This is a genomic window from Streptomyces sp. AK010, from assembly GCF_014207295.1.
GTDB lineage: Bacteria > Actinomycetota > Actinomycetes > Streptomycetales > Streptomycetaceae > Streptomyces > Streptomyces massasporeus.
In genome coordinates this window covers 162,023-182,900 of record NZ_JACHCX010000017.1, presented here as the reverse complement: position 1 = coordinate 182,900, position 20,878 = coordinate 162,023, and the positions used below count along the sequence as shown (strand labels likewise).

Below are 20,878 nucleotides of genomic sequence, written 5' to 3'. Positions count from 1 at the left end.
GCCCGGTTACATTCCGAACCCGGAAGCTAAGCCTTACAGCGCCGATGGTACTGCAGGGGGGACCCTGTGGGAGAGTAGGACGCCGCCGAACAATCATTGAAAGGGTTGGACCCGAAACTTCGGTTTCGGGTCCAACCCTTTTTTGTTGTGCGTCACTTGAAGTTCACGTTGCGCAACGAGCATCCACGGCATGGGTACTGCTGCAATGCTCAGGGCCGCCGGTGTCGGACTCGGTGACGAGGTCGTCGTGCCGGCCTTCGGGAACGTCGAGGTCGCCGAGGCCGTGGCCATGGCCGGGGCTCTGCCGGTGTTCGCCGACATAGACCCGTCCACCTACTGCCTCGACCCGGCTGCCGTGGAAGCGGCGGTCACCGCGCGGACCGCGGCCGTGGTGGTCGTACACCGCTTCGGCCGGCTCGCCGATATCGCGCGGCTGCACGCCGTGGGTCAGCGGCACGGACTGCTGGTGCTGGAGCAGGGGGAGTCCGAGGCGCCGTACGACGAGATAGCCCAGCGCCGGGAGCGCGCGGCCTATCTCGATATGAAGTTGAGGGGTGTGCGGACGCCGGACGACGGTGACGGGCACACCTATCAGCAGTACGTCGTGCGGGTTCCGGGTAATGGGCGACCCGATCGGGATGCCTTCGCGCGGGCCGTGCGTGCCAAGGGAGTCGGGTGCCGGGTGCCGGTGAAGACGCCCGTGCACCGACTGCCCGAATTCCGGCATTGTGTTTCGCTTCCGGAGACCGAGCGGGCCGCGGACGAGACGCTCGCGCTGCCCGTGGACGCGTCATTGACCAAGCGGGACATGCAGCGGATCGTGTCCGCCTGCAATGCCCTCGGAGGGCTTCTCCAGCCCGCCTTCTGACGTGGTTGGGAGCACGGGTCTGTTCGGGGTATGATCTATTCCGTTGCCGCGAGGGAGACCTCGCAAAGCAACAGGCCCCTATAGCTCAGTCGGTAGAGCGTCTCCATGGTAAGGAGAAGGTCAGCGGTTCGATTCCGCTTGGGGGCTCAAACCGAAAAGGCCCCACCCTCACGGGTGGGGCCTTTCGCGTTCTCCTAGTCCTTGTGGAGACCCGGGACGCGCATGGCCAGGATCGCCATGTCATCCGAAGGAGCGTCCGACGCGAAGCGTTCCACCGCGCGCATGATGCGGGCCGCGACCGCTCCTGCCGTGAGGCCCGTGCAGGTCGTGAGGACGTCGGCGAGGCCGTCGTCGCCGAGCATGCGGGCGCCCTCCCGGCGTTCGGTGACGCCGTCCGTGACGCACAGCAGGACATCGCCCGGGTCGAGGGTGACGGTCTGCTCGTAGAGCTCCAGGTCCTCGATGACGCCGAGGAGGGGCTGGGGCTCCGCGGCCGGTTCGACCGAGCCGTCCTGGCGCAGGCGCAGCGGGAGCGGATGGCCGGCGCAGACCACCTTCAGTTCGGCGCTGCCGTCCTCCTGGGGGCGCAGTTCGCCGTAGAGGAGGGTGAGGAAGCGGCTGCGGGCTCCCTCGTCGAGGATCGCGGAGTTCAGGCGCTCCAGGACGGCCGGGCCGCTGAGGCCCTCGCGGGCCAGGAGGCGCAGGGCGTGGCGGGCCAGGCCGGTGACCGCTGCCGCGTTCGGGCCCGTGCCGCAGACGTCGCCGATGGCGAAGCCGTACGCGCCGTCGCGGATCGGGAAGACGTCGTAGAAGTCGCCGCCGACCTCGTTGCCCTCGCCGGCCGCGCGGTAGATGACGTCGACCTCCACGCCGCCGATCTCGGGGAGCCCCGGAGGCAGGAGGCTGCGCTGGAGGGACTGGCTGATCGCCGTGCGCTCCGAGTAGAGGCGGGCGTTGTCCAGGGCCAGGGCCGCTCGGCGGGAGAGGTCCTCGGCGAGTTCCAGGATCTCCTGGCGGAAGTGCTCGTCGGTGGGCTTGCCGAGGGTGAGCATGCCGATGACGCGGTTGCGGGCGACCAGGGGGAGGACGACCGTCTCGCCCCCGACGGCGGAGGCGGTGGCGAGGGTGGGGCCGATGCCCGGGGTGATCTGGCGGGTCGGGCTGCCGCTGAGGCCGAGGCTGCGCATGGAGCTGCGCAGGGCCGCCTGGTGGGCCACCTCGCCGGGGGCCGTCCACACGCGGGCGCCGGGGGTGGGGACCGGGTCGGGCGGGGGGACCTTCGACAGCAGGGACTTGATGCCGTCGATGAGTTCCTCGTCCTCGTGCAGGACGTACGAGAGGTAGGGCTCGGAGGCCTGGTCGGCGATCGTGTAGACGGCGCACCAGGTGGCGAGGGTCGGGACCGTCATCTGGGCCATCAGGGCCAGGGTCTGGTCGCGGTCCAGGGTGCCGGCCAGCAGGTCGGAGGCTTCGACGAGGAAGCTGAGGGAGCCGCGGCGCAGGCGTTCCAGTTCGCCCAGGCGGGCCGATTCGACGGCGAGGGCGATGCGGTCGGCGGCGAACTGCAGGCGCAGGGCCTCTTCGTTGGAGTATCTGGCGGGGGCTTCGGCGGCGACGCCGAGGGAGCCGGTGAGGCGGCCTTCGACCTTCAGGGGGACCGTGACGACCGAGCGCATGCCCGTGCCGTTCAGGAGCGGGACCGCGCCGGGGACCGCGGTGAGGTCGTCGTGGACGGCGGGCATGCGGGCCGATCCGTAGCGGCCGGGGCCGGCCTCGACGGGCACGCGGGCGAAACGCTGGCGGGCGGAGGGGAGGCCGGTGGAGGCGCGGACCTCCAGTTCCGTCTCGTCGTCGGTGGCCAGCAGGAGGAACGCGGAGTCGCCGTCGAGCATGTCGCGGGCGCGTTCGACGGTGCGCTGCAGGAGGCCGTCCAGGTCGTCCGGGGCGGGGGAGCCGATGAAGACCTCGAAGGGGTCGGTGCTCTGGCCCTCGGAGCCGGTCGAGGTGTCGGAGGCGGGCACGCGCAGGGGTGTCTGCAGAACAGCCCGTTCGTGGTCCCGTACGAGGAGGCAGACGGTTGACGGTTCGCCGCCGGTGTCGCGGACACGCAGGTGGGAGGCGTAGACGGGGGTGACTCTGCCGGTGACGGTGCGGATGCCGTAGCTGCCCTCCCAGCGGGAGAGGCGCAGGGCCTCGGCGATGCCGGTGCTGGTGCCAGGGGTGTGCGGCCAGGCTGCGAGGTCGGTGAGGGGCTTGCCGTTGACCTGTTCGGCCGGGTAGCCGAAGAGCTCCTCGGCGTCCTCGTTCCAGGCGGTGATGTGGCCGGTGCGGTCGATCTGGATGACGGCCACGCGGACCCGGCCGTCGGCGAGGGGGAGGAGCTCGGCGGGGAGGGCCGGTCCGGCCGCGCGGGTGCCCACCGCGCGTGCGGGCAGGTCCAGCTGGAACCAGACGGTCTTGTGGGCGGGGGTGTACTCGACGCCCCAGCGGCCGGCGAGGGCCGCGCACAGCTGGAGGCCCCGGCCGCCCTCGCGGTCGGGGCTGCCCATGTTGATGGCGGGGCCCTGGAGGGGGATCTCGCGTTCGGGGTAGCGGTCGGCCACCTCGATGCGCGCTCCTTCGTCGCTGCGCAGGCACAGCACGTCGGCGGAGGTGCCGGCGTGGACGACGGCGTTGGTCACGAGTTCGCTGGTCAGAACGACGGCGTCGTCGACGATGTCGGCGAAGCCCCAGCCCTGGAGAGTGTCGCGTACGAAGGAGCGGGCGCTCGCGACCGATCGGCCGACGGGCTCGAAACTGGCGGCCGCGCGCGCGGTGATCACAGAACTCCTCGACCGGTTCTCGACGTGCTGGGCTGCGTGGCCGACCGGCTCGCGCCGCTGTTGCGGCAGGGCGCCCGTCGGCCGGGGGTCCGGGGGCTGTCCCCCCGGGATCAGTCCGGTGGTCATGTGTGCGGCCGCCCCTCCGATGCCCGCTCGTCTTCGTGCCACCGCCCAGGCCGGACGGACCGGCGTGGCTGGACAGCCGGATGCAAGGTTACTTACCTTCGCGGTCCAAGCGGATGCCGGTCTGCAGTGTTTCCGTCCGGAGGGTGTGCGGACGATGTGCGAAGCTGCCGAACTGTTATGGCCTGGTTCGGCCAGGGTGAAACACTGGGCAAGCTTCCTGTGAAGGTCCGGGCAGGCTGTGTGCCCGACGCCGACCTTGGGCAGCAGCCCCCTGGAGACGGCCTGGTATGCAGGGCAGAGAATACGCAGTAGTAACTGGTACGCCGAGCGTGGTACCGGAGCACAGCAGTGACGGTCGACCCCTGCGGGAGGGACACAGTGGAGTCTGGCGCAGCGACGCGTGGCAAGAGGGCGCGCGCGAAAGGCGGACAGTCCCCGAGCAACCAGGGCAAGGTGCGTAGTGGCACGACCGAGGTGGACACGGCGGCCCTGAACCGGCTGATGGCGGCCCTGGTGTCGATGCGGGACGGGAACTTCCGCAAGCGGCTGACGGTGTCCGGTGACGGCGTGATGGCCGAGATCGCGGCGGTCTTCAACGAGGTGGCCGACCGCAATCTGCATCTCACGGGTGAGCTGTCGCGGGTGCGGCGGATGGTGGGCCGCGAGGGCAAGCTCACCGAGCGGCTGGAGACGGGTGCCTGTGAGGGCTCCTGGGCGACGGCGATCGACAACTCGAACGCCCTGGTGGACGACCTGGTGCGGCCGGTCTCCGAGGTCGGCCGGGTGCTGTCCGCCGTGGCGGAGGGCGATCTGTCACCGCGTATGGAGCTGCGGACGCACGCGGCGGACGGGAACAGTCAGCCGCTGCGGGGCGAGTTCCTGAAGGTCGGGCGGACCGTCAACAACCTGGTCGACCAGCTGTCGACGTTCACCGACGAGGTCACGCGTGTGGCCAGTGAGGTGGGCACCGAGGGCAAGCTGGGCGGGCAGGCCCGGGTACGGGGCATGTCGGGTTCGTGGCGGGACCTGACGGACTCCGTCAACACGATGGCGAACCGGCTGACCGCCCAGGTGAGGGACATCGCGCTGGTGACGACGGCGGTCGCCAAGGGTGATCTGTCGCGGAAGGTCACGGTCCAGGTGGCCGGCGAGATGCTGGAGCTGAAGAACACCGTCAACACGATGGTGGACCAGCTCTCGGCGTTCTCCTCCGAGGTGACCCGGGTGGCCCGTGAGGTGGGCACCGAGGGTGCGCTGGGCGGTCAGGCGCAGGTGCCGGGCGTCGCCGGTGTGTGGAAGGAACTCACCGATTCGGTGAACACCATGGCCGGGAACCTCACGGCCCAGGTGCGCGGAATCGCGGAGGTGACGACCGCGGTCGCCAACGGTGACCTGTCACGCAAGGTGACCGTGCCGGCGCGCGGAGAGGTCGCGCAGCTCGCCGACACGATCAACCAGATGACCGAGACGCTGCGGATCTTCGCGGACGAGGTCACGCGCGTGGCCAACGAGGTCGGCGCCGAGGGGCAGCTCGGCGGTCAGGCGAACGTGCCGGGCGCCGCGGGGACGTGGAAAGATCTCACCGATTCGGTGAACACGGTCTTCCGGAATCTGACCACTCAGGTGCGGGACATCGCCGCGGTGACGACGGCGGTGGCCAATGGTGATCTCTCGCAGAAGGTCACGGTCGACGTGGCCGGCGAGATGCTGGAGCTGAAGAACACCGTCAACACGATGGTGGACCAGCTGTCCGCCTTCGGTGCCGAAGTGACGCGTGTGGCGCGGGAGATCGGTGTCGAGGGTGAGCTGGGCGGCCAGGCGCAGGTGCCCGGCGCGGCCGGCACGTGGAAGGACCTGACGGACTCCGTCAACACGGCGTTCCGGAACCTCACCGGTCAGGTGAGGAACATCGCCCAGGTGACGACGGCGGTGGCCAACGGCGACCTCTCGCAGAAGGTCACCGTCGACGTCTCCGGCGAGATGCTCAAGCTGAAGAACACCGTGAACACGATGGTGGACCAGCTGTCGAGCTTCGCCGATCAGGTGACGCGGATGGCCCGGGACGTGGGCACGGAGGGCCGTCTGGGCGGGCAGGCCCGGGTGGACGGTGTCTCGGGCACCTGGAAGGAGCTCACCGACTCCGTCAACTCGATGGCCGGGAACCTCACTTCCCAGGTACGCAACATCGCGCAGGTGACGACGGCGGTGGCCCGGGGTGACCTGTCGCAGAAGATCGACGTCGACGCGCGCGGCGAGATCCTGGAGCTGAAGAACACCATCAACACGATGGTCGACCAGCTCTCGGCCTTCGCCGACCAGGTGACCCGGGTCGCGCGCGAGGTGGGTACGGACGGCCGGCTGGGCGGTCAGGCGCAGGTACCGGGTGTGGCCGGTGTGTGGCGTGACCTGACGGACTCCGTGAACGGCATGGCGTCCAACCTGACCGGTCAGGTGCGCAACATCGCCCAGGTGGCGACTGCGGTGGCCCGGGGTGACCTGTCGCAGAAGATCACCGTGGACGCGCGCGGGGAGATCCTGGAGCTGAAGAACACCCTGAACACGATGGTGGACCAGCTGTCGTCGTTCGCCGAAGAGGTCACGCGGGTGGCCCGTGAGGTGGGTACGGAAGGCATCCTGGGCGGTCAGGCCGAGGTGCAGGGCGTCTCCGGCACCTGGAAGGACCTCACGCAGTCGGTGAACGGCATGGCGAACAACCTGACCATTCAGGTGCGCAACATCGCCGAGGTCACGACCGCGGTGGCCCGGGGAGATCTTTCGAAGAAGATCACCGTCGACGCCAAGGGCGAGATCCTCGAGCTGGTCACGACGGTCAACACGATGGTGGACCAGCTGTCCTCCTTCGCCGAGCAGGTGACCCGGGTGGCCCGTGAGGTGGGTACCGAGGGCATCCTGGGCGGCCAGGCGCACGTGCCGGGTGTCACGGGCATCTGGAAGGACCTGAGCGACAACGTCAACCTGATGGCGAAGAACCTCACCACTCAGGTGCGGAACATCTCCCAGGTCTCGGCGGCGGTCGCCAACGGTGACCTGACGAGGCAGGTCACCATCGAGGCGCGCGGTGAGGTCGCGCAGCTCGCCGACACCATCAACACCATGGTGAAGACGCTGAGTTCGTTCGCCGAGCAGGTCACCAAGGTGGCCCGTGAGGTGGGCACGGACGGCATCCTCGGCGGTCAGGCGCACGTGCCGGGTGTGGCCGGCACGTGGAAGGACCTCACCGAGTCCGTGAACCAGATGGCGTCCAACCTGACCGGTCAGGTGCGCAACATCGCCATGGTGACCACGGCCATCGCCAAGGGTGACCTGACGAAGAAGATCGACATCGATGCGCGCGGCGAGATCCTGGAGCTGAAGACGACCATCAACACGATGGTCGACCAGCTGTCGTCCTTCGCGGAGGAGGTCACCCGGGTCGCCCGCGAGGTGGGCACGGAGGGGCAACTCGGCGGCCAGGCACGCGTGCGTGACGTGGACGGCACCTGGCGGGACCTGACCGAGTCGGTGAACGAGATGGCCGGGAACCTGACCCGGCAGGTGCGTGCCATCGCGCGCGTGGCGACCGCGGTGACCCGTGGCGATCTGAACCTGAAGATCGACGTGGACGCGTCCGGGGAGATCCAGGAACTCCAGGACTACATCAACAAGATGATCGCCAACCTGCGCGACACCACCATCGCCAACAAGGAGCAGGACTGGCTCAAGGGCAACCTGGCCCGGATCTCGGCGCTGATGCAGGGCCGCCGCGACCTGGAGGACGTGGCCTCGCTGATCATGAGCGAGCTGACGCCGGTGGTCTCCGCCCAGCACGGGGCGTTCTTCGTGGCGATGCCGCTCGTCGACGGCGAGGACGTGAGTGCCACCGACGAGGACCAGTACGAGCTGCGGATGCTCGGCAGCTACGGCTACTCGATGGGCTCCATGCCGACGTCGTTCCAGCCCGGTGAGGCGCTGGTCGGGACGGCTGCCGAGGAGAAGCGCACGATCCTGGTGGAGAACGCGCCCAGCGGCTATCTGAGGATCTCCTCGGGGCTCGGTGAGGCGCCGCCCGCGCAGGTGATCGTGCTGCCGGTGCTGTTCGAGGGCAGTGTGCTCGGCGTCATCGAGCTGGCGTCCTTCACGCCGTTCACGCAGATCCAGAAGGACTTCCTCAACCAGATCGCCGAGATGATCGCGACGAGCGTCAACACCATCTCCGTCAACACCAAGACCGAGCTGCTGCTGGCGCAGTCGCAGGAGCTGACCGAGCAACTGCGTGAGCGGTCGGCCGAGTTGGAGCAGCGGCAGAAGGCCCTCCAGGCGTCCAACGCCGAACTGGAGGAGAAGGCCGAGCTGCTGGCCCAGCAGAACCGCGACATCGAGGTGAAGAACACCGAGATCGAGGAGGCGCGGCAGGTCCTGGAGGAGCGCGCCGAGCAGCTCGCGGTGTCGATGCGCTACAAGAGCGAGTTCCTCGCGAACATGTCGCACGAGCTGCGTACGCCGCTCAACTCGCTGCTGATCCTGGCCAAGCTGCTCGCCGACAACGCCGAGGGGAACCTCTCCCCGAAGCAGGTCGAGTTCGCCGAGACGATCCACGGGGCCGGATCGGACCTGCTCCAGCTCATCAACGACATCCTCGACCTGTCGAAGGTCGAGGCGGGCAAGATGGACGTCTCCCCGACGCGGATCGCGCTCGTCCAGCTCGTGGACTACGTGGAGGCCACCTTCCGGCCGCTGACCGCGGAGAAGGGCCTGGACCTGTCGGTGCGGGTCTCGCCGGAGCTGCCCGCGACGCTGCACACCGACGAGCAGCGGCTGCTGCAGGTGCTGCGCAACCTGCTGTCGAACGCGGTGAAGTTCACCGACTCGGGGTCGGTGGAGCTGGTCATCAGGCCGGCGCGGGACGACGTGCCGCAGAAGATCCGGGAGCAGTTGCTGGAGACCGGGTCGCTGACCGATCCGGACGCCGAGCTGATCGCGTTCTCCGTGACCGACACGGGGATCGGCATCGCCGCCAGCAAGATGCGGGTGATCTTCGAGGCGTTCAAGCAGGCCGACGGCACCACCAGCCGCAAGTACGGCGGTACGGGCCTCGGGCTGTCCATCTCGCGGGAGATCGCGCAGCTCCTCGGCGGTGAGATCTTCGCGCAGAGCGAGCCCAGCCGTGGCTCGACGTTCACGCTGTACCTGCCGCTGCACCCGAGCGAACTGCCGCCGCAGGGCTACCAGCAGCAGCTGCCCAGCCTGGAGGCCGGCGACCTGGTCGCGTCGGCGTCCGGCCCGTCCGCGCTGCCGGACGCGGAGGTCGAGACGCCGGCCGAGGTGACGTCGTACCGCGAGACGCAGAACGGGCCTGCCGCCCTGTTCCGGCGGCGCCGCAGGATGCCCGAGCTGCCGCCGCGCCCCGCGCAGCTGGAGCAGTGGGCCCCGGCCGAGCAGCAGCCGGCGCCGCGGCCGACCCGCGGCATCCGGTTCGGCGGCCAGAAGGTCCTGATCGTGGACGACGACATCCGCAACGTCTTCGCCCTGACCAGCGTCCTGGAGCAGCACGGCCTGTCCGTGCTGTACGCCGAGAACGGCCGTGAGGGGATCGAGGTCCTGGAGCAGCACGACGACGTGGCGGTCGTGCTGATGGACATCATGATGCCCGAGATGGACGGGTACGCGACGACCTCGGCGATCCGCAGGATGCCGCAGTTCGCCGGGCTGCCGATCATCGCGCTGACCGCGAAGGCGATGAAGGGCGACCGCGAGAAGGCGATCGAATCGGGCGCTTCCGACTACGTGACCAAGCCGGTCGACCCCGATCACCTGCTGGCGGTGATGGATCAGTGGATGCGGGGGGAATGAGGGGAACACTGGTCAGTTGCGCGACCATGTCGGGAAGGTTCGGTGTTCACGCGGAGTTGCCGACTCGGTGTGCGCATAGTCGTGTAGAAGTACAGGATCTGGGGAACCTTCTGGTCTCCTGCTGCGTTTCTGCTACGTGCACAGTGACATCACGGTGACAGGGTGTGGCGACGGGCGGGGTGCGGCTACGATGACCGGCACAAGGACGGGCGACGCAAGGGAGTCGTCCCCTGGGGCGGCACCCACCGGTGCTTCCACAGGTCTTGCGGACAGGGGAGGCCCCACGCCGGGGCGAGGAGGGCGGGCCATGGTGCAGAAGGCCAAGATCCTCCTGGTCGATGACCGGCCGGAGAATCTGCTGGCGCTGGAGGCGATCCTCTCTGCGCTCGATCAGACGCTGGTGCGGGCATCGTCCGGGGAGGAAGCGCTCAAAGCGCTGCTCACGGACGACTTCGCGGTCATCCTGCTGGACGTCCAGATGCCGGGCATGGACGGCTTCGAGACGGCCGCGCACATCAAGCGCCGCGAGCGGACCCGGGACATCCCGATCATCTTCCTCACGGCGATCAACCATGGCCCGCACCACACCTTCCGGGGTTACGCGGCGGGCGCGGTGGACTACATCTCCAAGCCGTTCGACCCGTGGGTGCTGCGCGCGAAGGTCTCCGTCTTCGTCGAGCTGTACATGAAGAACTGCCAGCTCCGGGAGCAGGCGTCGCTGCTGCGGCTCCAGTTGGAGGGCAACGGCAAGGACGCGGGCGGCGAGGCCAAGGAGCCGGCCGGGCTGCTCGCGGAGCTCTCCGCGCGGCTCGCGGCCGTCGAGGAGCAGGCCGAAGCGCTGACCAAGCAGCTCAACGACGAGTCGACGGACGCCGCCGCGGTGGCCACGGCGGCTCATCTGGAGCGCAAGCTCACGGGGTTGCGGCGGGCGCTGGACGCGCTGGAGCCGGGCACCGGGAGCGCGTCCTCGGTGTCCTCGCAGAACTGACCCACGCACAGGCGGGATTGCCCGTCCGTGAGCGCGCGTCAGTTTCGTGCCTCTCCCGAAGCGACACGAACGGGTGAAGCCGTGGACACGCGTGTCCCCTGTCGTCTCCACCGGTAACCTCACACCCATGGCCTCACGTCCCTCCGCAGCCAAGAAGCCGCCGCCCCCGAAGAAGGCGGCCGCGAAGGCTCCGGCGAAGAAGGCCGCCGCCAAGAAGGCTCCCGCGAAGAAGGCGCCCGCCAGGAAGGCCGCGGCCAAGAAGGTCGCGCCCAGGCCGGCACCCAGCCCCACCGGTGGCATCTACCGGCTGGTGCGCGCGGTGTGGCTCGGCGTGGCGCACGCGGTCGGCGCCGTGTTCCGCGGCATAGGGCAGGGCGCCAAGAACCTCGACCCGGCCCACCGCAAGGACGGTGTCGCCCTGCTTCTGCTCGGCATCGGACTGATCGTCGCCGCGGGCACCTGGGCCGACCTCAAGGGCCCCGTGGGCGACCTCGTCGAGATCCTGGTGACCGGCGCCTTCGGCCGGCTCGACCTGCTCGTGCCGATACTGCTCGCCGTCATCGCCGTGCGGTTCATCCGCCACCCGGAGAAGCCCGAGGCCAACGGACGCATCGTCATCGGCCTGTCCGCGCTCGTCATCGGCGTGCTCGGCCAGGTCCACATCGCGTGCGGCTCACCCGCGCGTGGCGACGGCATGCAGGCCATAAGGGACGCCGGCGGCCTCATCGGCTGGGGCATGGCGACGCCGCTGTCGTACGCCCTGGGCGACGTGCTCGCCGTGCCGCTGCTGGTGCTGCTGACGGTGTTCGGGCTGCTCGTCGTCACGGCCACGCCGGTCAACGCCATCCCGCAGCGGCTGCGGCTGCTCGGGGTGCGTCTGGGGATCCTTCGCGACCCGTCCGAGGACGAGTTCGGTTTCGCCGAGGACGACGAGCGCTATGAGGAGCAGTGGCGCGAGTCGCTGCCCGCGCGCCCGCGCGGCAGGCGTGCGCCGGCGCCCGAGGCGTACGACCCGGACAGTGCCGAGGAGGAGGCGCTCACCCGGCGCCGTGGCCGCCCTCGCCGCTCGGCGGTGCAGCAGCCCGACATGGACCGGCGCAGGGACGCCGTGGACATCGCGGCAGCGGCAGCGGCGGCCCTCGACGGTGCCGTGCTGCACGGCATGCCGCCCTCCCCGATCGTCGCCGACCTCACCCAGGGCGTGCGAGTGGGGGACCAGGAGGCGACCACACCGACGCCCGTCCCGTCCGCCCGGCCGCAGCAGGAGAAGCTCAAGCAGGACAAGCGCAAGCAGGACAGGCCCGAGCAGGACGCGCCCGAACCGCCGAAGCCGAAGCCCGGTGTCCGCGACCTCACCAAGTCCCCGCCCGCCGAGCCCCGCGACCTGCCCCCGCGCGCGGAGCAGCTCCAGCTGTCCGGCGACATCACGTACTCCCTTCCGTCGCTCGACCTGCTGGAGCGCGGCGGCCCGGGCAAGTCCCGCAGCGCCGCCAACGACCTCATCGTCGAGTCGCTCACGACGGTCTTCACCGAGTTCAAGGTGGACGCCGGCGTCACCGGCTTCACCCGCGGGCCGACGGTCACGCGCTACGAGGTCGAGCTCGGCCCCGCCGTGAAGGTCGAGCGGATCACCGCGCTGACCAAGAACATCGCCTACGCCGTCGCCAGCCCGGACGTGCGGATCATCAGCCCGATCCCCGGCAAGTCCGCGGTCGGCATCGAGATCCCCAACACCGACCGGGAGATGGTCAACCTCGGCGACGTCCTGCGCCTCGCGGAGTCCGCCGAGGACGACGACCCGATGCTGGTCGCCTTCGGCAAGGACGTCGAGGGCGGCTACGTCATGCACTCGCTGGCGAAGATGCCGCACATGCTGGTCGCCGGCGCCACCGGCTCCGGCAAGTCGTCCTGCATCAACTGTCTGATCACCTCGGTCATGATGCGGGCGACCCCCGAGGACGTGCGGATGATCCTGGTCGACCCCAAGCGGGTCGAGCTGACCGCGTACGAGGGCATCCCGCACCTGATCACACCGATCATCACCAACCCCAAGCGGGCCGCCGAGGCACTCCAGTGGGTCGTCCGCGAGATGGACCTGCGCTACGACGACCTGGCGGCCTACGGCTACCGGCACATCGACGACTTCAACCGGGCCGTGCGCGAGGGCAAGGCCAAGCCGCCCGAGGGCAGCGAGCGCGAGCTCCAGCCGTACCCCTACCTGCTGGTCATCGTCGACGAGCTCGCCGATCTGATGATGGTCGCGCCGCGGGACGTCGAGGACGCGATCGTGCGCATCACGCAGCTCGCGCGCGCGGCCGGCATCCACCTGGTGCTCGCCACGCAGCGGCCGTCGGTGGACGTCGTCACCGGTCTGATCAAGGCGAACGTCCCGTCGCGGCTGGCGTTCGCCACGTCCTCGCTGGCCGACTCGCGGGTCATCCTCGACCAGCCGGGTGCCGAGAAGCTCATCGGCAAGGGCGACGGGCTGTTCCTGCCCATGGGGGCCAACAAGCCCACCCGTATGCAGGGCGCCTTCGTCACCGAGGAGGAGATCGCGGGCGTCGTCCGGCACTGCAAGGACCAGATGACGCCGGTCTTCCGGGACGACGTCGTCGTGGGCACCAAGCAGAAGAAGGAGATCGACGAGGACATCGGCGACGACCTCGACCTGCTGTGCCAGGCGGCCGAGCTGGTCGTCTCCACGCAGTTCGGGTCGACGTCCATGCTCCAGCGCAAGCTGCGCGTCGGCTTCGCCAAGGCCGGCCGGCTGATGGACCTGATGGAGTCCCGGAACATCGTCGGACCGAGCGAGGGTTCGAAGGCTCGTGACGTTCTTGTGAAGCCTGATGAGCTGGATGGCGTGCTCGCCCTGATCCGGGGGGAGTCTGAAGGGTAGGGAAGCGGGACACGGTGATCGTCTCGCGGCGCGCTACGGCAAACGGGTGTCCGGATCGTGACTTACCCGTAAGGGATCATCGAGCAACCGTTTCCCTTCGGCGTACGTCAAGTTGAGGGAAGCGACAACCAGCGACCCCACCATCGGAATGTCGGGCCATTCCGATGGCGTACAAAGTGACACCGCCCGGTTGCCCCACCCTTTTGGTACCCCCCTAGACTGAACTTCCAGCACAGGCGGCTACACGCTCGAAAGGCGCCCCCGTGTCCATCGGCAACTCCCCTGAAGACGAGCGTCCGTTCGAAAACGAGCACGTCGAAGCAGACCGCGAGGAAGCCCGCCCCTCCATCGGCCGTGCCCTGCAGCAGGCTCGTATCGCCGCCGGGCTGACCGTCGACGACGTCAGTAGCGCCACCCGGGTCCGCATGAACATCGTGCACGCCATCGAGGCGGACGACTTCTCCGCCTGCGGCGGGGACGTCTACGCCCGTGGGCACATCCGGGCCCTGGCCAAGGCCGTCCACCTCGACCCCGAGCCGCTGCTCGCCCAGTACGGCGACGAGCACGGCGGACGTCCGGCACCGACCCCGGCAGCTCCCCTCTTCGAGGCGGAACGTATCCGTCCGGAGCGGCGCGGCCCCAACTGGACCGCGGCCATGGTCGCCGCGATCGTCGCCGTGATCGGTTTCGTCGGCTTCACGATGTTCCAGGGCGACGACAGCGGCAACGAGGCGAACGTGGCGGAGGGCTCCACGCCCAGCGACTCCGCCTCCCCGACCACCAAGACCAAGAAGCCCGCCGACCCCGAGCCCGAGCCGTCCGACAGCGCCATCGCGGCCGCGCCGCAGGACAAGGTGACGGTCCGGGTGGCCGCCGCCGACGGCCGCAGCTGGATCGCCGCCAAGGACCACAACGGCCGGATGATCTTCGACGGCGTCCTCAAGCAGGGCGAAACCAAGACCTTCCAGGACAGCTCGAAGGTCCACCTCGTTCTCGGTGACGCCGGCGCGATCGATCTCTTCGTCAACGGCAAGAAGATCGAGGAGAACTTCCAGCCGGGAGCCGTCGAACGCCTGACATACACGAAGGGCGACCCCGAGGCCGGGTGATCAGCCCGAAACATCCAGTTGACACGGGGTTGGCCGGGAAACGGCCAACCCCGTCGACGTGGGGTGTCAGCGGGACGAAGTAGTCTTGAGCCCATGCCTGAACGCCGTACCGTCGCACTCGTCACCCTTGGCTGCGCCCGTAACGAGGTGGACTCGGAGGAGCTCGCAGGCCGTTTGGAGGCGGACGGCTGGCAGCTCGTGGAGGACGCCGAGAACGCGGACGTCGCCGTCGTGAACACCTGCGGCTTCGTCGAAGCCGCCAAGAAGGACTCCGTCGACGCCCTCCTGGAAGCCAACGATCTCAAGGGGCACGGCAGAACCCAGGCCGTCGTGGCGGTGGGCTGCATGGCCGAGCGGTACGGCAAGGAACTCGCCGAAGCCCTCCCCGAGGCCGACGGCGTGCTGGGCTTCGACGACTACTCGGACATCTCGGACCGCCTCCAGACCATCCTCAACGGCGGTATCCACGCCTCGCACACCCCGCGCGACCGGCGCAAGCTGCTGCCGATCAGCCCGGCGGAGCGCCAGGAGTCGGCGGCCGACGTCGCGCTGCCCGGGCACGGCCCGGCCGAGCCCGCCGTCGCGCCGGCGGACCTCCCGGAGGGCCTCGCTCCGGCCTCCGGCCCGCGCGCCCCCCTGCGCCGCCGCCTCGACGGCTCCCCGGTCGCCTCCGTGAAGCTCGCCTCCGGCTGCGACCGCCGCTGCTCCTTCTGCGCCATCCCCTCCTTCCGCGGCTCCTTCATCTCCCGTCGCCCGAGCGACGTGCTGAACGAGACGCGCTGGCTGGCCGAGCAGGGCGTGAAGGAGATCATGCTGGTCTCCGAGAACAACACCTCCTACGGCAAGGACCTCGGCGACATCCGCCTGCTGGAGTCCCTGCTGCCCGAGCTCGCCGAGGTCGACGGCATCGAGCGTGTGCGCGTCAGCTACCTCCAGCCGGCCGAGATGCGGCCCGGCCTCATCGACGTGCTCACCTCGACCCCGAAGATCGCGCCCTACTTCGACCTGTCCTTCCAGCACTCCGCGCCCGGCGTGCTGCGCGCGATGCGCCGCTTCGGTGACACCGACCGGTTCCTTGAGCTGCTCGACACCATCCGCAGCAAGGCGCCCGAGGCCGGTGTGCGCTCCAACTTCATCGTCGGCTTCCCCGGCGAGAGCGAGGCCGACCTCGCCGAGCTGGAGCGGTTCCTGAACGGCGCGCGGCTGGACGCCATCGGCGTCTTCGGCTACTCCGACGAGGAGGGCACCGAGGCGGCGACCTACGACGACAAGCTCGACGAGGACGTCGTCGCCGAGCGGCTGGCCCACATCTCGCGACTGGCCGAGGAACTCGTCTCGCAGCGGGCCGAGGAGCGCGTCGGCCAGAGCGTGCGGGTCCTCGTCGAGTCCGTCGACGATGAGGGCGTGTACGGCCGTGCGGAGCACCAGGCGCCCGAGACGGACGGCCAGGTGCAGCTCACGAGCGGCGCGGGGCTGCGGGTCGGCCGTATGGTCGAGGCGAAGGTGGTCGGCACGGAAGGTGTCGACCTGGTGGCCGAGCCGCTGCAGGGCTCGTTCGCGTCGCCTGCGTGGAGTGAGGAGGCGGGCAGATGACCGGTGTCCCGGCATCCGCGGCGGGAGGCTCCTCCGGCGCGAGGAGGGCGGCGGCGGGTGCGGCCGCTGCCGCGTCCACCGCGGCTCCAGGCAAGGTCGCGGGAACGGCGGCCGCGCGGTCGGCCGACGGCGGAGCGCCCGGAGCGGGGCCCGGCGCCTCGTCCGGCGGGCGGCACGACGGGACTGCCGGGACGGCTGCCGGCGATGAGGCCGTCCCCGGCGAGGACGCCGGACTGGATGCGCAGGACGACGGGAAGACCCCGCGGGGCGCGAAGATCGCTGCCGCCGCCGTCAACCAGGCCAGTGTCTGGAACATCGCCAACCTCCTGACCATGCTCCGGCTGGTCCTCGTACCGGCCTTCGTCGCACTGATGCTCGCCGACGGCGGCTACGACCCGGCCTGGCGGTCCCTGGCCTGGGCGGCGTTCGCCATCGCCATGATCACCGACCTGTTCGACGGTCACCTGGCGCGCACGTACAACCTGGTCACGGACTTCGGGAAGATCGCCGACCCCATCGCCGACAAGGCGATCATGGGGGCGGCGCTGATCTGTCTGTCCGCGCTCGGCGATCTGCCCTGGTGGGTGACCGGCATCATCCTCGGCCGGGAACTCGGCGTCACCCTGCTGCGTTTCCTGGTCATCCGGTACGGCGTCATCCCCGCCAGCCGCGGAGGCAAGCTGAAGACCCTCACCCAGGGCGTGGCCGTCGGCATGTACGTGCTGGCGCTGACGGGGTGGCTGGCCACCCTCAGGTGGTGGGTGATGGCCGCGGCGGTCGTGCTGACCGTGGTGACCGGTCTCGACTATGTGAAACAAGCCATTGTGCTGCGCAGGCAGGGAATCGCCGAGCGCAAGGCCGCGTTGGAGGAGAAGGAAGCGTGAGTTCCACGGCCACCGACGTGGTGCGACTACTCACGGTGAGGGGCGAGACGCTCGCCGTCGCGGAGTCGCTGACCGGTGGCCTCGTTGCGGCGGAGATCACATCCGTCCCCGGGGCGTCCAAGGTCTTCCGGGGTTCCGTGACCGCCTACGCCACCGATCTGAAGCGCGACCTGCTCGGTGTCGACGCCACTCTGCTGGCGGCGCGCGGAGCAGTGGATGCGCAGGTCGCGGCCGAGATGGCCGTGGGCGTGCGCAAGGCGCTCGGCACCGACTGGGGCATCGCGACCACCGGTGTCGCCGGTCCCGATCCGCAGGACGGACAGGCCGTCGGAACAGTCTTCGTCGCCGTGGACGGGCCCGTCGGAGCCGATTCCGGTTCTGCCGGCGGCGGAAAAGTGGAGGCTCTGCGGTTGAACGGCGACCGCGCGGAAATTCGTAGAGAGAGTGTACGGAGCGTACTCGCACTGCTCCTGAAGGAGCTTGCGGGCGAACAGACTGGGAATGAGCGGGCACAGGATACGGAACGGAACGGGGGGTTTTGATGTTTGCAGCCCTGAGTGAACACGACATCGCTCCCCGCACGGCCGCGGCGCAAGGCGGTACGGTGGGGCGTAATGGATGCGGCTACGCGGTCCGAGGAGGGAGCCACCGATGATTCTGCTCCGTCGCCTGCTGGGTGACGTGCTGCGTCGGCAGCGCCAGCGCCAGGGCCGTACTCTGCGCGAAGTCTCCTCGTCCGCCCGAGTCTCACTCGGCTATCTCTCCGAGGTGGAGCGGGGGCAGAAGGAGGCTTCCTCCGAGCTGCTCTCCGCCATCTGCGACGCGCTGGACGTACGGATGTCCGAGCTCATGCGGGAAGTGAGCGACGAGCTCGCCCTCGCCGAGCTGGCCCAGTCCGCTGCGGCCACCCCCAGCGAGCCTGTACCCGCGGCGGTTCGCCCGATGCTGGGCTCCGTCTCGGTGACCGGTGTGCCACCCGAACGGGTGACCATCAAGGCGCCTGCCGAAGCAGTGGACGTCGTCGCCGCGTGAGGCTCTGCGCTCACACGGCATGACAGAGGCCCCGGCCGGGCCTCTCCGGGAGATCCGGAGGGGTGCCGCCCGGGGTTTTCGCTTGCTCGGGGGCGGCCGATGCCGTCCTGTCTCCTCACTTGCTCGTGCGGTGCCTGATTTCTGTCCGTTTGCCGGTGTGGCGTGCGGCGGTCATCGTTGAGGGGATGGCGGGGGGCAGTCCTCGGAGGTGCGGATGTACGTCGTGAAGAGCTCGTTGTCGGACGCGAACCTGAAGACCGTGTCCGAGGCGCTGCAAGGTGCCCTCGTCGATCTGGTGGATCTCGCCCTCGTGGCGAAGCAGATCCACTGGAACGTGGTGGGGCCGCGCTTCCGTTCCGTGCATCTTCAGCTCGACGAGGTCGTCGACACCGCGCGGAAGTACTCCGACACCGTGGCCGAGCGCGCCGCGGCTCTCGGGATCTCCCCTGACGGGCGGGCCGCCACCGTGGCCGTCGGCAGCGGGATCGGAGTGACCCCCGAAGGATGGGTCGACGACACCACCGCCGTGGGCACGCTCGTCGAAGCCCTCGGTGCGGTGATCACACGGATGCGGGAGCGGGTCGAGTCGACCGGTGAGCCGGATCCGGTGAGCCAGGACATCTTCATCGGGATCACGGCGGACCTGGAGAAGCACCACTGGATGTTCCAGGCCGAGAACGGGTGACGGACGGAAGAGGGCGCCGGCCCTTTCCCCGTCCAGGACCCCGGAGCGTGTGACGGGCCGGGGGCGGGTATACCCGCCGCTCGGCGCGCACGGCTGCGCCGCGTGGGCGTCGGCTGGAGGAGGCGGTCATGGCGGGGATAGCGCGCTGGGGGGTGCGGGGGGCCGTGCTCGGGATGGGAGCGCTGTGGTGGTGGGCCGTGCTGCGGATCGTGACCGTACCCGGGGCGGGGGCCCTGGAGGCGGCGGTCGCGGCCGGGGGCTGGGGGTTGAGCGTGCTGCCCGTGCACTGCGTGCCCAAGGGACAGGCGCGGGGAGTCGTGAGGGCGGGGCGGTGGCGGCGGATCTGGGCGGCCGGGGTACGGAGGGGCGGTGTCACCACGGCATCGCCACGCCCCCGTTCGGGCGGATGATCTGGCCCGTGGTGAAGGCCGAGGCGTCGGATGCCAGGTGGAGGACGGCGTGCGCGACGTCCTCGGGCTCGCCGACCCGGCCCAGGGGTGACATGCGGGCCATGACGGACTCCGTGTGCGCCTGGACCTCGCTGTCGTGCCGGTCGGTCATGGGCGTGCGGATCCAGCCCGGGGCCACCGCGTTGACGCGGATGCCGTACCGGCCGACCTCCGTCGCGAGGGTCTTCGTCAGCTGGACCACCGCCGCCTTGGCCGCGCCGTAGCAGAGCAGCCCGGGGCCGCCCGTGTCGACGGCGCCGGAGGCCATGGTGACGATGCTGCCCCGGGTGCGGCGGGCGATCATCAGGCGGGCCGCCTCCTGGCATGCGTACAGGACTCCCTTGAAATTGACGTTCAGCACCCGGTCGAGGTCCTCGTCCCGGGTCTCCAGCACGGGGCTGCTGTGCATGATCCCGGCGACCGCGGCCAGGGCGTCCAGATGCGCGCAGGATCCGAGGGCCTGCCTCAGCCCGGTCCGGTCGGTGACGTCGAGGGTGTGGGTGCGGGCGGTGCCGCCGCCGTCCTTGATCAGGGTCGCCGTCTCGTGCAGGCTCTCGGCGTCACGGTCCGCGCAGTGCACGGTCGCGCCCGCCTCGGCGAGCAGAAGCGCCGAGGCGCGGCCGATGCCGCTCGCGGCGCCGGTGACGAACGCGGTGCGGCCGCTGAGGTCGTACGCCGTGACGGGCATACAAGGACCGTACGAGCGTTTCTGACGGGTCGTCAATTGGTGCGGCCGCGCCGGGTCGGGGCGGGGGCGGGTCCGGGCTGGCAGGTGGGGCACCAGTAGGTCGGGCGTTCGCGGGAGCCGTCGCCCTGGTCGGCGACGCGGATCGAGGTGCGGCAGCGCAGACAGGGACGCGGGGCGCGGCCGTAGACGAAGAGGTCCTGGCCGCGGCGGCCCGTGGTGCTGCGGATGGGGCGGTCGCGGTTGGCCTCCAGCAGCTTCTTGGCGAGCGCCGGCAGCTTCGCCGCCCGGTCGGGGGGCAGGTCGCCGGCCGGGAGCCAGGGGGTGACGCCGAGCAGGAAGCAGATCTCGCTCTTGTAGACATTGCCGACACCGGCGAGGTTGCGCTGGTCGAGCAGGGCCTCGCCGAGTTCGCGGGCGGGGTCCTGGAGGACGTTGGCGAGGGCGCGGTCGGGGTCCCAGTCCGGGCCGAGGAGATCGGGGCCGAGATGGCCGACCGCGCGGTGCTCGTCACTCGTACGCAGGAGTTCCAGGACGGGGAGGCGGTAGCCGACGGCCGTGCGGTCGGGGTTGCCGAGGATCGCGCGGATCTGGTGGCCGGGGCCGCCGCTCCAGCGCTGGCCGTTTCCGTACACCTTCCACGAGCCGTCCATCCGCAGGTGGGAGTGGAGAGTCAGACCGCCCTCGATGCGGGTGAGGAGGTGCTTGCCGCGCGGGGTGACGTCCAGGACCGTGCGTCCCGTGAGATCGGCCGTGGCGAAGCGGGGAACCCTGAGGTCGCTGCGGGTCAGCGCCTTGCCCGCGAGGGCGTCGTGCAACCGCCTCGCGGCCTGCCAGACCGTGTCACCTTCGGGCATGGGTCAAGGGTGGCACGGTCGACGCGTGCGCGGT

14 protein-coding genes, 1 tRNA gene and 1 rRNA gene are annotated in these 20,878 nt (G+C 70.0%); 13 read left to right on the top strand and 3 right to left on the bottom strand.

What is annotated here, in order from left to right:
• The 3 genes from rrf to HDC93_RS28685 all read left to right on the top strand — a co-directional run.
• A 5S ribosomal RNA gene (rrf, locus tag HDC93_RS28695) occupies positions 1–91 on the top strand; the annotation flags it as partial.
• 114 nt (positions 92–205) lie between these two features.
• The gene (locus HDC93_RS28690) at positions 206–868 is read left to right on the top strand and encodes a DegT/DnrJ/EryC1/StrS family aminotransferase (RefSeq protein ID WP_185013761.1); all 663 of its coding nucleotides are present in this window, start codon (positions 206–208) and stop codon (positions 866–868) included.
• Between the two features lie 74 nt (positions 869–942).
• Positions 943–1,015, top strand: a tRNA-Thr gene (locus tag HDC93_RS28685).
• Between the two features lie 47 nt (positions 1,016–1,062).
• On the opposite strand, the gene HDC93_RS28680 is transcribed toward HDC93_RS28685, so the two are convergent.
• Complete coding sequence (locus HDC93_RS28680; RefSeq protein WP_185013752.1) at positions 1,063–3,816, bottom strand: SpoIIE family protein phosphatase; 2,754 nt, start codon at positions 3,814–3,816, stop codon at positions 1,063–1,065.
• A gap of 378 nt (positions 3,817–4,194) precedes the next feature.
• Here HDC93_RS28680 and HDC93_RS28675 point away from each other — a divergent pair, with 378 nt between their 5' ends.
• The 10 genes from HDC93_RS28675 (at position 4,195) to HDC93_RS38800 (ending at position 19,263) form a co-directional block, all read left to right on the top strand.
• Positions 4,195–9,666: a HAMP domain-containing protein gene (locus HDC93_RS28675; RefSeq protein WP_185013751.1), complete on the top strand. Its 5,472-nt coding sequence runs from the start codon at positions 4,195–4,197 to the stop codon at positions 9,664–9,666.
• Between the two features lie 307 nt (positions 9,667–9,973).
• A complete protein-coding gene (locus tag HDC93_RS28670; protein WP_185013750.1) occupies positions 9,974–10,654 on the top strand; it encodes a two-component system response regulator in 681 nt (226 codons plus the stop codon).
• Positions 10,655–10,781: 127 nt separating this feature from the next.
• Positions 10,782–13,550, top strand: coding sequence for a DNA translocase FtsK (locus tag HDC93_RS28665; RefSeq protein WP_185013749.1), 2,769 nt, complete (start codon positions 10,782–10,784; stop codon positions 13,548–13,550).
• Between the two features lie 263 nt (positions 13,551–13,813).
• On the top strand, positions 13,814–14,659 hold the full coding sequence (locus HDC93_RS28660; protein ID WP_185013748.1) for a helix-turn-helix domain-containing protein: 846 nt from the start codon (positions 13,814–13,816) through the stop codon (positions 14,657–14,659).
• A 93-nt stretch (positions 14,660–14,752) separates the two neighbouring features.
• Positions 14,753–16,252, top strand: coding sequence for a 30S ribosomal protein S12 methylthiotransferase RimO (gene rimO / locus HDC93_RS28655; RefSeq protein ID WP_185013747.1), 1,500 nt, complete (start codon positions 14,753–14,755; stop codon positions 16,250–16,252).
• The gene (pgsA, locus tag HDC93_RS28650; RefSeq protein WP_185013746.1) at positions 16,249–17,136 is read left to right on the top strand and encodes a CDP-diacylglycerol--glycerol-3-phosphate 3-phosphatidyltransferase; all 888 of its coding nucleotides are present in this window, start codon (positions 16,249–16,251) and stop codon (positions 17,134–17,136) included. The genes rimO and pgsA overlap by 4 nt, the downstream gene beginning before the upstream one ends.
• Positions 17,133–17,678, top strand: a complete 546-nt coding sequence (locus HDC93_RS28645) for a CinA family protein (protein ID WP_185013745.1) — start codon at positions 17,133–17,135, stop codon at positions 17,676–17,678. The genes pgsA and HDC93_RS28645 overlap by 4 nt, the downstream gene beginning before the upstream one ends.
• A gap of 109 nt (positions 17,679–17,787) precedes the next feature.
• Positions 17,788–18,168 carry a helix-turn-helix domain-containing protein gene (locus HDC93_RS28640; RefSeq protein ID WP_185013744.1) on the top strand — a complete coding sequence of 127 codons (381 nt, stop codon included), beginning with the start codon at positions 17,788–17,790 and terminating at the stop codon, positions 18,166–18,168.
• Between the two features lie 214 nt (positions 18,169–18,382).
• Positions 18,383–18,853, top strand: a complete 471-nt coding sequence (locus tag HDC93_RS28635; protein ID WP_185013743.1) for a Dps family protein — start codon at positions 18,383–18,385, stop codon at positions 18,851–18,853.
• A 128-nt stretch (positions 18,854–18,981) separates the two neighbouring features.
• A complete protein-coding gene (locus HDC93_RS38800; RefSeq protein WP_260419809.1) occupies positions 18,982–19,263 on the top strand; it encodes a hypothetical protein in 282 nt (93 codons plus the stop codon).
• On the opposite strand, the gene HDC93_RS28630 is transcribed toward HDC93_RS38800, so the two are convergent.
• Together HDC93_RS28630 and HDC93_RS28625 are read right to left on the bottom strand one after the other, a co-directional pair.
• A complete protein-coding gene (locus HDC93_RS28630; RefSeq protein ID WP_185013742.1) occupies positions 19,226–19,990 on the bottom strand; it encodes an SDR family NAD(P)-dependent oxidoreductase in 765 nt (254 codons plus the stop codon). The two genes, HDC93_RS38800 and HDC93_RS28630, sit on opposite strands and share 38 nt — an antisense overlap.
• A 32-nt stretch (positions 19,991–20,022) precedes the next feature.
• Positions 20,023–20,844, bottom strand: coding sequence for an Fpg/Nei family DNA glycosylase (locus tag HDC93_RS28625; protein ID WP_185013741.1), 822 nt, complete (start codon positions 20,842–20,844; stop codon positions 20,023–20,025).
• Between the last annotated feature and the right edge of the window lie 34 nt (positions 20,845–20,878).

What these genes read in the sequence shown, in the direction of transcription:
- HDC93_RS28690 (WP_185013761.1), top strand. Translation starts at nt 206, where the DNA reads ATGCTCAGGGCCGCCGGTGTCGGACTCGGTGACGAGGTCGTCGTGCCG.
- HDC93_RS28680 (WP_185013752.1), bottom strand. Translation starts at nt 3,816, where the DNA reads ATGACCACCGGACTGATCCCGGGGGGACAGCCCCCGGACCCCCGGCCG.
- HDC93_RS28670 (WP_185013750.1), top strand. Translation starts at nt 9,974, where the DNA reads ATGGTGCAGAAGGCCAAGATCCTCCTGGTCGATGACCGGCCGGAGAAT.
- HDC93_RS28665 (WP_185013749.1), top strand. Translation starts at nt 10,782, where the DNA reads ATGGCCTCACGTCCCTCCGCAGCCAAGAAGCCGCCGCCCCCGAAGAAG.
- rimO (WP_185013747.1), top strand. Translation starts at nt 14,753, where the DNA reads ATGCCTGAACGCCGTACCGTCGCACTCGTCACCCTTGGCTGCGCCCGT.
- pgsA (WP_185013746.1), top strand. Translation starts at nt 16,249, where the DNA reads ATGACCGGTGTCCCGGCATCCGCGGCGGGAGGCTCCTCCGGCGCGAGG.
- HDC93_RS28640 (WP_185013744.1), top strand. Translation starts at nt 17,788, where the DNA reads ATGATTCTGCTCCGTCGCCTGCTGGGTGACGTGCTGCGTCGGCAGCGC.
- HDC93_RS28635 (WP_185013743.1), top strand. Translation starts at nt 18,383, where the DNA reads ATGTACGTCGTGAAGAGCTCGTTGTCGGACGCGAACCTGAAGACCGTG.
- HDC93_RS38800 (WP_260419809.1), top strand. Translation starts at nt 18,982, where the DNA reads ATGGCGGGGATAGCGCGCTGGGGGGTGCGGGGGGCCGTGCTCGGGATG.
- HDC93_RS28630 (WP_185013742.1), bottom strand. Translation starts at nt 19,990, where the DNA reads ATGCCCGTCACGGCGTACGACCTCAGCGGCCGCACCGCGTTCGTCACC.
- HDC93_RS28625 (WP_185013741.1), bottom strand. Translation starts at nt 20,844, where the DNA reads ATGCCCGAAGGTGACACGGTCTGGCAGGCCGCGAGGCGGTTGCACGAC.